The organism is Pseudomonas amygdali, assembly GCF_002699855.1.
Taxonomy (GTDB): Bacteria; Pseudomonadota; Gammaproteobacteria; order Pseudomonadales; family Pseudomonadaceae; genus Aquipseudomonas; species Aquipseudomonas amygdali.
In genome coordinates this window covers 11,999-24,180 of the sequence record NZ_LKBW01000270.1, presented here as the reverse complement: position 1 = coordinate 24,180, position 12,182 = coordinate 11,999, and the positions used below count along the sequence as shown (strand labels likewise).

Genomic DNA, 12,182 nt, shown 5'->3' with positions numbered 1-12,182 from the left:
GAGGATTATCCCTGCAGTTCGATCAAGGCTGCCAGTTCCCGATCCAGTTCCTCGGGGTCTGCGAGGTTCAATTCGACCAGCCGCTTCAGGTGGCTGATTGACTCCAGCCCTATGTGCCGGCAAACGAATCCCAATTGGCGGCTGTTGTCATGGGTGATTTTGACATCCATTTTTACGTGGGCGTCGTTGCTTAGAATGATGTCGACTTCAAAGGGCTGCGTCTGATCACCGTTCCACGGATCAGGCCGCTCGATGAGCAACCCTTTCAGGGAAAGATCGACCAGTTGAACCTTCCAGGTCTGATCGCCTTGCTTCAAATCGGTTTTGGCGTCGAAGGCAATGCGCTTGAAACGACGGCGATCTGCAGGTGAGTCGGTCATCGAATGAACTCTCTTGTTGACCGCCACCGGAGGTCAGCGGGCAGGTCGTTATCTGATCAATTCTGTTGTTCCTGCAAGATAGACCTGAAAGCCATTACAGAACAGTTCCGCATCACTGTTTTGTGATCCGGCAACCATCTGTCGAGGCCATTCCAGCCCTCTATGCCGGGTATCTGCCGCAATTGATCAAATTTCGCTCTAGACCATGGTTGGGGGTGGTCTTTCGCTGATCCGGCGCTAAACTCGGACTGCTTGCCTTCTAGTCAACTCTGCTGGAATAAAAAAATGAAAAATAATAATAGTCTGATGCGCCATGTTCCCTGGCTCATCGTTGCAATTGTCGGGGCATGTGCCCTTGGGGTCGTGGCCTTGCGTCGCGGAGAAGCGATCAACGCTTTGTGGATAGTGGTCGCTGCGGTGGCTATCTATCTGGTTGCCTATCGTTACTACAGTCTGTTCATTGCCACCCATGTCATGCAGCTCGATCCGCTGCGCGCGACACCGGCGGTGGTCAACAACGATGGTCTGGACTACGTGCCGACCAACAAACACATCCTTTTCGGTCATCACTTTGCTGCCATCGCCGGTGCAGGCCCGCTGGTCGGCCCGGTACTGGCCGCGCAAATGGGTTATCTGCCCGGTACGCTCTGGCTGATCGCCGGTGTGGTGCTGGCCGGTGCGGTACAGGATTTCATGATCCTGTTCCTCTCCACGCGCCGTAACGGTCGCTCGCTGGGCGACATGGTTCGCGAGGAAATGGGCCGTATTCCCGGCACCATCGCCCTGTTCGGCTGTTTCCTGATCATGATCATCATCCTGGCGGTGCTGGCGCTGATCGTGGTCAAGGCCTTGGCCGAGAGCCCGTGGGGCATGTTCACGGTCATGGCGACGATCCCGATCGCGATGTTCATGGGCATCTATATGCGCTACATCCGCCCGGGTCGTATCGGTGAAATCTCCATTATCGGTGTCATTCTGCTACTCGGTTCGATCTGGGTCGGCGGCATGGTAGCGGCCGATCCGACCTGGGGGCCGATGTTCACCTTCACCGGCGTGCAGATCACCTGGATGTTGGTGGGCTATGGTTTTGTAGCAGCAATGCTGCCGGTCTGGCTGCTGCTTGCGCCACGTGACTACCTGTCGACCTTCCTGAAAATCGGCACCATTCTGGCACTGGCAATCGGCATCCTGATTCTGGCTCCCGAGCTGAAAATGCCGGCCCTGACCCAGTTCACCAACGGCACAGGCCCGGTCTGGAAGGGCGCACTGTTCCCGTTCCTGTTCATCACTATCGCTTGCGGTGCGGTATCGGGTTTCCACGCGCTGATCTCTTCGGGCACTACGCCCAAGCTGCTGGATAACGAAAAGAACGCTCGTTACATCGGTTACGGCGGCATGCTGATGGAGTCGTTCGTGGCCATCATGGCAATGGTTGCCGCCTCGGTGATCGAGCCAGGCGTGTACTTCGCCATGAACAGCCCGGCTGCGGTGGTTGGCAGTGACGTGGTGACTGTCGCGCAGACTGTCTCCAGCTGGGGCTTTGCCATCACGCCGGAGCAATTGACTGCTGTTGCGAAAGACATCGGTGAAAACACTGTGCTGGCGCGTGCCGGTGGTGCGCCGACGCTGGCGGTTGGTATCGCGCAGATCCTCCATCAGGTGCTGCCGGGTGAAAACACCATGGCGTTCTGGTACCACTTCGCGATTCTGTTCGAGGCGCTGTTCATTCTGACCGCAGTCGACGCCGGTACACGAGCCGGACGCTTCATGCTGCAGGATCTGCTGGGCAGTTTCGTTCCGGCTTTGAAACGCACCGAGTCGTGGACGGCCAACGCCATCGGCACCGGTGGTTGCGTGGCGCTGTGGGGCTATCTTCTGTACCAAGGCGTAATCGACCCGCTGGGCGGCATCAATACCCTGTGGCCGCTGTTCGGCATCTCCAACCAGATGCTCGCCGGTATTGCCCTGATGCTGGCCAGCGTCGTGCTGATCAAGATGAAGCGTCAGCGCTATGTGTGGGTGACCATGCTGCCTGCCACCTGGCTGCTGATCTGCACCGTGACGGCTGGTCTGATCAAGCTGTTCGACGCCAATCCTGCGGTGGGCTTTCTGGCCCTGGCCAAGAAATACAGCGCGGCGGCGGATGCCGGCCAGATCCTGGCCCCGGCCAAGACCATGGACCAGATGCAGCATGTGATCTTCAACGCTTACACCAATGCCGGGCTGACCGTGCTGTTCCTGTTCGTGGTGTTCAGCATTCTGTTCTACGCCCTTAAAGTAGGCCGTGCGGCGTGGACCACCAAGGCGCGTACCGACAAGGAAGCTCCTTACCAGGCCATGCCGCCAGCGTCGCAGGTGTGATGATGGTTACCCACAGAGGATTTGCCCATGTTCAATGACCTGAGTCGCCTCGGGAAATACCTCGGTCAGGCCGCGCGTCTGATGGTGGGCATGCCTGACTACGACACGTACGTAGAGCACATGCAGAACACCCACCCGGACAAGCCGATGATGACCTACGAGCAGTTCTTCCGGGAGCGGCAAGAGGCACGTTACGGCGGCAAGGGCGGTCCGAAGTGCTGCTGATCCTCTGAACTGCGTTATTGTTTGATCCGACGCGCCGCAGGCCATCACCTGTGGCGCGTTTTCATTTCAGCTGAATGCATCACGCCAGGAGCCTTATGACTGAGTTGCAACCCATCCCCGTGACCGTGCTGACCGGTTTTCTGGGGGCAGGCAAAACCACTTTGCTGCGCCACCTGCTCAAGGCCGAGCACGGCCTGAAAATCGCCGTGATTGAAAACGAATTCAGCGATGCAGGTATCGACAGCCAGTTGCTCGGCACTGATCCCGTACAGATCATGACCCTGTCCAATGGCTGCGTGTGCTGCACCATCCACACCGACCTGACCAAGGCGCTCTACCTGTTGCTGGGGCGCCTGGACAGTGGCGAAATCGCTTTCGACCGACTGGTGATCGAATGCACCGGCCTGGCCGACCCTGCACCCGTCGCGCAGACCTTCTTCATCGATGAAGAGCTGCGCGAGCGCTATATCCTCGATGGCATCATCACCCTGGTCGATGCTGCACACGCCGATACCCACCTGGCGCAAACCATCGCCCAGGCGCAAATCGGCTTTGCCGACCGATTGCTGGTGAGCAAGCGCGATCTGGTCGACGACGCAACCTTCGATGCCCTCAGCGCACGGCTGACCCGCATCAACCGCCGCGCCCCGATCCGCATCGTCGAACATGGCAACATCGACCTTGCCGAACTGCTCGATGTGCGCGGCTTCAACCTCAACGCCGACCTCGGCGGCGGTATGATCCTGCGCCCACTGGCCACTGTCGGCAATTCAGGCGACCGCATCACCAGCCTCGTCCTGCGCAGCGAAAAACCGCTGAACCTGGACCGCCTCAGCGAGTTCATGAACGAACTGCTGGAGGACCACGGCAAGCAACTGCTGCGCTACAAGGGCGTGCTCAACATCGAAGACGAACCGCGCAAGATGGTGTTTCAAGGGGTGCTTAAACTGTATGGCTTCGACTGGGATACCGAGTGGGCCGAAGGCGAGCAGCGTGAGAGTGTGATTGTGTTTATTGCCGATGAATTGCCGGAGGAGAAGATTCGGGCGGGGTTCGAGAAGGTATGCGGCTGAGAGGTCGGGCAGCGGCTGAGCTCCTGCCCATACAGCGATCCGCCCAACAAAAAGCCCCGGCTCTCACGAACCGGGGCTTTTGGTACTGCGTTTAAACGAGGCTTATCAAGCGCCGTAAACTGGCAGCTTCGCGCAGATGGCCTTGACCTTCTCGCGAACGGCTTCGATCACGGCTTCGTTGTTCAGGTCAGCCAGGATGTCGCAGATCCAGCCCGCGAGTTCCTTGCACTCAGCTTCCTTGAAGCCGCGAGTGGTCACTGCCGGGGTGCCGAAGCGCAGGCCGGAGGTGACGAACGGGGAGCGTGGGTCGTTCGGTACGGAGTTCTTGTTGACGGTGATGAAGGCGCGACCCAGGGCGGCGTCGGCGTCTTTACCGGAGATGTCCTGCTTGATCAGCGACAGCAGGAACAGGTGGTTTTCAGTACCACCGGAAACCACGTCGAAGCCGCGCTCGATGAACACACCGGCCATCGCCTTCGCGTTCTTGACCACTTGCTGCTGGTAGGTCTTGAACTCAGGCTGCAGCGCTTCCTTGAAGCACACGGCCTTGGCTGCGATGACGTGCTCCAGCGGACCGCCTTGGGAGCCAGGGAATACCGCGGAGTTCAGCTTCTTCTCGATTTCGGCGTTGGCGCGCGCCAGGATCAGGCCGCCACGTGGACCGCGCAGGGTCTTGTGCGTGGTGGTGGTCACGACGTCAGCGAATGGCACCGGGTTCGGGTAGACGCCTGCGGCGACCAGACCGGCTACGTGAGCCATGTCGACGAACAGGTAGGCACCGACCTTGTCAGCGATTGCACGGAAGCGCGGGAAGTCGAGGATCTGCGAGTAGGCAGAGAAACCGGCGACGATCATTTTTGGCTTGTGCTCGACAGCCAGTCGCTCGACTTCGTCGTAGTCGATCATGCCGTTGGCATTGATACCGTACTGAACGGCGTTGTACAGCTTGCCCGAGGACGAAACACTGGCGCCGTGGGTCAGGTGACCACCGTGAGCCAGGCTCATGCCCAGAATGGTGTCGCCGCCTTGCAGCAGGGCCAGGTAGACCGCCGAGTTGGCTTGCGAACCCGCATGTGGCTGGACGTTGGCGTAATCAGCGCCGAACAGCTCCTTGGCGCGGTCGATGGCCAGTTGTTCGATAACGTCGACGTACTCGCAACCACCGTAGTAGCGCTTGCCTGGATAGCCTTCGGCGTACTTGTTGGTCAGGGCCGAGCCCTGAGCTTCCATGACGGCCGGACTGGTGTAGTTTTCCGAGGCAATCAGCTCGATGTGTTCTTCCTGACGCAGAGCTTCTTGCTCCATGGCGGCAAACAGATCGGCGTCGTACTTGGCGATAGTCAAATCACGGCTGAACATGGCAGTCCTCAAGGGGGCATGGCGGAAAAGGCGGGTATTCTACCCCATCGGGTTTTATCTGGCATATGAAAGGCAGTCATCTTGACCAGTGACGCCGTTCACGCGGGTTTCGACAAGGCCTGAAATCATGGACATGCCGCAGGCGCAAGGCTCGTTCTGTGGGGTGCTCGCCCACATGAGAGGGTCGAGATCGATTTAGTCATCGGCGGCGTGAACCGGGCACATCCACTCGAATTTTCAGCGATCACGCATCTATTTCCCTTCAACTGCCGGAACCGTTCCGGGCCGGACGACACTCAGTCGGTCTGTTGCCCATATCCACCGACAGTAGGTAAAAACGCCATGATGCCCTCTCAGATCACGCGCTCCTCTCATTCCTCATTGCCGGAGGTTGCTCCTGCGTCCGGCGATGCAACCGGCGTTAGTGAGCAAACTCCGCAGCAGGCTCGTACCGTAGCGTTTTTTGCCTCCGGCGAGCTGGCCGTGGCATTTGGTCGCACCTCGGCTGCGCCAGAGCAGGACTCTGTGCGTCTGTTGTCTGCTCTACAGCGTGAGCTGGATAAACAGCATCCGTCCTGGCACACCGTTGCTCAACTCTGTCAGAGCGTCGCCGAGGTCGGCACGACCGAGCAGGGCTGGCATCAACTGGCAAGCGAGGATCAGGTGTCGGCGCTGAGAGAACTGCTTGACCGTTGTACTCACCGGCTGGCCGATATGCCGGCTGCTCACGCATCTCACGACTCGCTGTCGCAGGCCTGTGAAGGGCTCAGGACGGCGCGGCTGCACCAATCCGTCGCTCATTTGGCTGCCCGACCGTCCGCCCTGGCCCGGGCGATTCCGGATCTGCTGACGTTGACTCATCTGGATCCCGAGACGCTGGGCGCAGAGCCCCCCGTTGTTTCGTCTTACACGCTCTTCAGTCATTTCGTTCGCACGGCCAAGCAGCGTACAGCGGATTTGAATGACAGCCTCCAGCGTCAACCCGACGCGGTCGTCAGTCTGCTGCGCTCACATGCCGACACGCTCAATGATCTGGAGATGTTGCCGGGCGCATTGCAGGCATTGACCGAAAATTGCCAGGACGCGCCAGCCTGCAATGAATTGCGCGAGCTGGCGGAAGTAGCGGGGGCGCTGCTGCAGCTATTGCGCGAACACGATCTTTTGCCGAGGCTGGAGGAAATCTCCATCGAGCCAGGCGAGGCACCTGCACCTGGCCACGAGCCTGCCGAGCCCAGGCTGACCACACGCCAGGCATTGCTCAAGGCCGGCGGCAATCTGGTGCGCAAGTTTGATGTCTACGGGGCGCTCGCGCCGATGGATGACAAGGCGTTGCTGGCTTTGATGCGCACCCCGGCGCCACACCTGTCGCCCGATCAGATGCATGCCTTCCTGAATAAGCATGTGCTGCATCTCACGCAAGAACAACGCGATATCGTCAGCAATACCCCGCTGCCCTTCGCCCCTGAAGAAGACATCGAGGCCAGGTGCGGCATGGGTTTCGATGAAAAACTGCGGTTGGCGCTGGCCAACGGTTCGCTGGTGTTGAGCGAGGAGCAACTGGCCCGTCTTGGTGATTTGCCAAGTGCCGCTACCACGACGTCCGACGTTGTGCAGACGCTGCTTGAAAAGCCATCGTCTGCGCTGAGCGAAGCCGAGCGTGACATGTTGGGCGCAATCGTTCAGGCCAATGCTCAGGGGCAACTCGACGCCTGGCGCGCTCACAACGAACAGTTGCCAGCAGGGTTGAGCCGCTCGGGGCTGCCCTCTGATGTGAAAGACGAGTTGCTCAGCCTCAACAAAAGCATGAATGCCGAACTGGGCACGCTCAAAAACGGCGCCTCGCTCAAGAGTCGCGTCCTTGCAAGCCCGGCGATGCTGCTCGCGCTGGCACCCTTGCCACTGGCCGTGGCGTTCGTCAGCAAGGACAACTCCTACAGCTCATCGCTGGTTGCCCACTTCACCAAGAACGCGGTGTTCATGGCTGGCCTGATGATGAACGAGCTGACCAACGCGCGGACCAATGTCGATCATGGCCTGAACCGCTACTTCGTCACCGTGCTGGCCAACGCCATCGTGGCGCAGCCCACCTTTGCCAGGAACGAACACCTGCTGGAGCAGGTCGGCTTCGGTATCGCAACGGCCGTGGCATCGGGCGCAGCCACGCTGGGCGTATTCAACCGTGAATCGATCGTCGCTGCCTTCAAGCTCGCCAAGAGCAAGCTTTCCAGGCAAGACACCGGGAACGCCCGCATCCCGGAGGAAGACCATCTGGCCGTGGTCAAGCATTTCGACGTCAGCGAGCATTTTGCCCAGCAGATGAAAGTGGCGACCGAATTGTACAAGCAAGACAAAAGCATCACCGACATCATGAACTCGAGCCTGACATACCTGGGCACCAAAAGCAGCGAGTTCCAGGCCAGGTTCGAAGTCGCCGATGCCCTGCGCGCAGGGCTGCAACTGGCCGAGGGGGAGCGCAAGGCGGATCCTGACTTCTACACCAAGCTGGGCCTGGTGGCCTTGACGGCGAGTATCGGTGCGGCGCTGGTGATGTTGATGAAAAGCATGGTCGGCAAAGCCGATTACGCGGCGGATGGCGTCTGGTGCGTATCGGAGATGCTCAAACTGGCCATGAACCCTGAAGTCGATATGCAAAAGGCGGTTCAGGTCTTCAAGGAAATCGTCGGTCTGAATCTGGTGATGACGGGGTTTCTGGGCGTCAACAAAGTCTGGAATTTTCTCGACAAGGGGATCAAAGGCTACGCCTTCGGTGCTGCGGTCCTGACCGCAGCCAACCTCACACTTCCCGGTATGGTTGGAGAAGTGGCTGGCGCAGCAGCCGGCAAGGGGTTGAGCTACCTGACTGACAAAGTCAAGGCGGCGCATCAGGCTGGCAGGGCGGCAGCGTCCTGGGCCGGAGATTACGTCAGCACCTCGCGTTTGGGGAGCGCGATCGGCACCCTGCAAACGGCAATTCCGGGCAGGATTGCAGGCGGGCAGTTAGTGGCGGGTCTCTACGACCGCTTCCGGTACCTGACCTGGTCGCACCCGGCGCCTGCACCGCAAGCGGCTGGCGAGCCATAAGCCTGGAGCCGGTAGACCGCCGCCAGCAACGCAGGCGGTGGTCTTGCCTGGCTTACCACCATCACCGCCAATAATCCCTTCGCATCAACCGCGTAAGCGTTTAACTGCGGCCTGCGTGCGGCCCACGGCTGGGCGCGCTCCAGTTGCCCGGCAAGGCTCAGCAAGGTCAGTTCGTCGCCAAACCGCGCGGCAAAGTGAGAACCCAGCGGCAGCGAATCGGCTGTCCAATATGCCCGAGCGCCTCCAGCAAGGCCGCAGTGTGTTGCAGTGCAGCCAGGGCCTCTGGTTCTGCCGGCCATGGTGATATTCCCCATCAGGCCTTGTCGAACTGCACCAGTGCGCGCACCCGCTCAAGCGCCTGTTGATGGAATGTAGAGATCGACGCGCTGCTGACCTCGGTCTGAAGCTCGAGAATCACCTTGTTCAAGACTTCGACGACCTGACAGGAAACACTGTCCAGGGACGTTGTATCGCTGATCATGCTACCCCCTTGTGTTCTTTGTTATGGGTAGAGCGCTCGCTGTCATTGACGCTGTGCGAGGCAGTGGCTCAAGTCTACTCATGTTCAAGGGTTCGGCTATCGTTCAAATGGACGATGGCCGGGTCGCAAGGCTGGCCCTCAATCCAGCATGAACAGCGCATCATTGCTGAATTGCGCTTCGAACTGGCTTGCTGGCATCGGGCGGCCGAACAGGTAGCCCTGGACTTCGTCGCAGTCGTGTTCGCGAAGAAACTCCAGTTGCTCGTGGGTTTCTACGCCTTCGGCGATGACCGAGAGGTTCAGGCTGTGGGCCATGGCGATGATGGCGCGGGCGATCTGGGCGTCCTGTTCGCCTGAGGGCAGGCCATCAACGAAGGTGCGGTCGATCTTCAGCACGTCAATCGGGAACTGTTTGAGGTAGTTCAGCGACGAGTAACCGGTGCCGTAGTCATCGACGGCGATGCTCAAGCCAAGGTTTTTCAGGCCGTCGAGGATCTGCATGGCCTCGTTGACCTCGCGCATCAGGATGCTTTCGGTCAGTTCCAGCTCAAGACAGGCAGGCGACAGGCCGGTCTGCTCCAGTATGTGGGCGATGCGTTTACCCAGCTGGCCGTCCGAGAATTGCCGCGCCGAGATGTTCACCGACACTTTGGGTACGCGAACTTTCGCCTGATGCCAGTGCTTGAGCTGGCGACAGGCTTCGGTGAGCACCCAGTCGCCGACTTCCACCACCAGCCCAAGCTCTTCGAGCACCGGGATGAAGTCGTTCGGCGGCACCAGCCCTCGACGTGGATGGCGCCAGCGCAGCAGGGCCTCCGCGCCCGTCAGGCGTTTGCCGTCACCACTGAACTGCGGCTGGTAATAGAGGGTGAACTCCTGCTGTTCCAGGGCGTGCCGCAAGTCGCTTTCCAGCTCCAGACGCTCCAGAGCGGTCGCGTTCATGTCCGCCTGATAGAACTGGAAGTTGTTCTTGCCACGTTCTTTGGCGTGGTACATCGCCGTGTCGGCGTTCTTCATCAACTGGCTCAGTTCCTTGCCGTCCTGCGGACTGAGTGCGATGCCGATGCTGGCAGTGACAAAGAACTCGCGGCCTTCAAGCACAAACGGCGTAACCAGACTGGTCAGAATCCGCTCGGCCACGTGAATGGCGCGAGTCAGTGCGGCTTCGCGCGAGGTGTCCGGCTGCAGCAACAGGGTGAACTCATCCCCGCCCATACGCGCCACGGTGTCATCGGAAGACACGCAGGCGAGTAGCCGCGTGGCCATTTCCTGAAGCATCCGGTCGCCAGCGGCATGGCCCAGAGAGTCATTGATCGGTTTGAAGCGGTCCAGGTCGAGAAACATCAGCACCACCCAGGCCTGTTGGCGCTCGGCGTGTTGCAGCGCCGAATGCAGGCGGTCCTGAAACAGGGTGCGATTGGGCATGTGAGTCAGGGCGTCGTAGTAGGCCAGACGGTGGATACGGTCTTCACTGGCCTTGCGCTCGCTGATATCGCTGAAAAAGCACACATAACTCGCCAGATCGCCTTCATCGTCGAGCACTGCGGTAATGCCGACCCAGGCCGGGTAGTGTTCGCCGTTACGGCGCTTGAGCCTGATTTCACCTTCCCAGGTGCCTTGGCCGTTCAATTGTTTGAGGATGTAGCGCAGGTGGTTTTCCTGTTCCGATTCCACCGTGAGCATGCCCGGTAGCTGGTCGAGCACCTGGGCAACTTCATAGCCGCTGACGCGGGTGAACGCCTCGTTGGCCTGAACGATGTAGCCGGCAGGGTCGGTAATGAGGATCGCCGATGTCGAGTGTTCAAATACGGTGGCGGCCATGCGCAGGTCTTTTTCTGCCCGACGCTGCTGGCTGATGTCCCGGCCGACCCCGAAGATGCCCTCGAAATTGCCGTTTTCGTCCCACACCAGAACCACCCGCAATTCCACCGGGATCTTGCGACCGTCTGCACGCAGGCAGTCGAACAGAAACATTCTGGTCGTCACTTCTTCGCGCAATCTGGCGAGTTCCTGAGGTTTGTGCAGCACCTTGCCGATGCGGCTGATGAGCGCATCGAAACCGATCACTTGTTGAGGGTTGGCAATGACGGCGGACCAGCCGTTCTGGAGAATCCACTCGGCGCTGTATCCCAGTGCGCGTTCCACCGAGGGGCTGACGTAATTGACTGCCAACTGGCCATCCGTGGAAAAGATCACATCGCTGATGCTTTCAGCGAGCATCCGGTAACGCTGTTCGCTGTCACGCAGCGACTGGCTGGACGCGACCTGCTCGGTAATGTCCTTGGCGATGCCGATGATGCGGGTGACCAGGTTTTCTGCGTCCCAGGCCAGCGCCTGTTCGCGCACATCGAAGCAGCGCCAGTTGTTCTCGCGATCCCGAAAGCGCAGCACGCATTGCAATAACTCGTTATGGCCGTGATGGCGCTGGCGCTGGCGCAGGCGCATGTCCTGATAGCTTCTGGCGTCGTCAGGGTGCAGCAGGATTTCCCAGAAGAACTCGCCCATGGCGCGCAGCTCGGATTTGCTGTAGCCCAGCGTGTAGCCGAAATGGTGGTTGCTGTAGATCACTCGCTGGCTGAGTACGTCCTGAACGTACAGGTGGTCCGGCACGGTTCGCACCACGTCGGACCAAAAGCTCTCGCGGTCCAGCAAGGACAGCTCGATCTGTTTGCGGCTGGTGATATCGCCGATGCTGAGAATAACGGCATCGAAGTCGCTACGTGACTCGGGCAGGCGCATGACCAGCCATAGATGCTGGTCCTGGCCGCTCGCGCGTGTCAGGCATATTTCCAGTTCCAGCCTGGGCAGCCCGGCGAGAACAGCCTGAATAACCTGAACGCCGATGCCGGGGCGCGAGCGCGATTCGCCCTCGATCAACGGCTGCCACGCCTGTTCACTGTGTTCGATTTCCAGCAGGCCCAGAGCAACTTCGTTGAGTTCGTTGATTCGCAACTGCTGCAACAGTCTTTTCAGCGAGGCTGGCTGGCTTTTGAGCAGAAGTTCGAAGTCTTCGTCCGTTCTGACTTCGAGTGCTTCCAGTTGCTCTTGCAGACCCGACATGTCCATGACGCAGATCGCAACGCCCGCACCCTCGAAGATATCGCGATAGCGGCGGCGGCTTTGCAGCATCTGGCGCTGGCGTTTGCGCAGGCTCATCAGCGCGATCAATGGCAGGATCGACAGCAGCAGGCCGATCAGACACTTGCCGATCAGAGGCGCAAG

General features: G+C 59.7%; 7 protein-coding genes and 1 pseudogene. 4 read left to right on the top strand and 4 right to left on the bottom strand.

Annotation, left to right across the window (positions count from 1 at the left end; genetic code table 11):
* Nucleotides 1-5: 5 nt before the first annotated feature.
* Nucleotides 6-380 (bottom strand): PilZ domain-containing protein, encoded by a 375-nt coding sequence (locus AO277_RS18175; RefSeq protein WP_044318482.1) that lies wholly within the window; start codon nucleotides 378-380, stop codon nucleotides 6-8.
* 285 nt (nucleotides 381-665) lie between these two features.
* Between AO277_RS18175 and AO277_RS18170 the strand changes: the two genes are divergently transcribed.
* From AO277_RS18170 to yjiA, 3 genes are all read left to right on the top strand, one after another.
* The gene (locus AO277_RS18170; protein ID WP_002555233.1) at nucleotides 666-2,741 is read left to right on the top strand and encodes a carbon starvation CstA family protein; all 2,076 of its coding nucleotides are present in this window, start codon (nucleotides 666-668) and stop codon (nucleotides 2,739-2,741) included.
* A gap of 27 nt (nucleotides 2,742-2,768) precedes the next feature.
* Nucleotides 2,769-2,966, top strand: a complete 198-nt coding sequence (locus tag AO277_RS18165) for a YbdD/YjiX family protein (RefSeq protein ID WP_002555232.1) — start codon at nucleotides 2,769-2,771, stop codon at nucleotides 2,964-2,966.
* A 95-nt stretch (nucleotides 2,967-3,061) separates the two neighbouring features.
* On the top strand, nucleotides 3,062-4,039 hold the full coding sequence (gene yjiA / locus AO277_RS18160; protein ID WP_044318483.1) for a GTPase: 978 nt from the start codon (nucleotides 3,062-3,064) through the stop codon (nucleotides 4,037-4,039).
* A gap of 105 nt (nucleotides 4,040-4,144) precedes the next feature.
* Here the strand turns inward: yjiA and glyA are convergent, their stop codons facing one another.
* Nucleotides 4,145-5,398, bottom strand: coding sequence for a serine hydroxymethyltransferase (gene glyA, locus AO277_RS18155; protein WP_044318484.1), 1,254 nt, complete (start codon nucleotides 5,396-5,398; stop codon nucleotides 4,145-4,147).
* A gap of 342 nt (nucleotides 5,399-5,740) precedes the next feature.
* On the opposite strand from glyA, the gene AO277_RS18150 reads away from it, so the two are divergent.
* On the top strand, nucleotides 5,741-8,479 hold the full coding sequence (locus AO277_RS18150; RefSeq protein WP_044318485.1) for a HopW family type III effector protein: 2,739 nt from the start codon (nucleotides 5,741-5,743) through the stop codon (nucleotides 8,477-8,479).
* A 313-nt stretch (nucleotides 8,480-8,792) separates the two neighbouring features.
* Here AO277_RS18150 and AO277_RS18140 read toward each other — a convergent pair whose 3' ends face one another.
* Together AO277_RS18140 and AO277_RS18135 are read right to left on the bottom strand one after the other, a co-directional pair.
* Nucleotides 8,793-8,960, bottom strand: coding sequence for a hypothetical protein (locus tag AO277_RS18140; protein WP_002555228.1), 168 nt, complete (start codon nucleotides 8,958-8,960; stop codon nucleotides 8,793-8,795).
* A 138-nt stretch (nucleotides 8,961-9,098) separates the two neighbouring features.
* Nucleotides 9,099-12,083 (bottom strand): annotated as a pseudogene (locus tag AO277_RS18135) (sensor domain-containing protein); the annotation flags it as partial.
* Nucleotides 12,084-12,182: the final 99 nt, after the last annotated feature.

Bases quoted from the DNA above. Each gene is read 5' to 3' on its own strand.
- AO277_RS18150 (WP_044318485.1), top strand. From the start codon at position 5,741: ATGATGCCCTCTCAGATCACGCGCTCCTCTCATTCCTCATTGCCGGAG.
- glyA (WP_044318484.1), bottom strand. From the start codon at position 5,398: ATGTTCAGCCGTGATTTGACTATCGCCAAGTACGACGCCGATCTGTTT.
- AO277_RS18175 (WP_044318482.1), bottom strand. From the start codon at position 380: ATGACCGACTCACCTGCAGATCGCCGTCGTTTCAAGCGCATTGCCTTC.
- AO277_RS18170 (WP_002555233.1), top strand. From the start codon at position 666: ATGAAAAATAATAATAGTCTGATGCGCCATGTTCCCTGGCTCATCGTT.
- yjiA (WP_044318483.1), top strand. From the start codon at position 3,062: ATGACTGAGTTGCAACCCATCCCCGTGACCGTGCTGACCGGTTTTCTG.
- AO277_RS18140 (WP_002555228.1), bottom strand. From the start codon at position 8,960: ATGATCAGCGATACAACGTCCCTGGACAGTGTTTCCTGTCAGGTCGTC.
- AO277_RS18165 (WP_002555232.1), top strand. From the start codon at position 2,769: ATGTTCAATGACCTGAGTCGCCTCGGGAAATACCTCGGTCAGGCCGCG.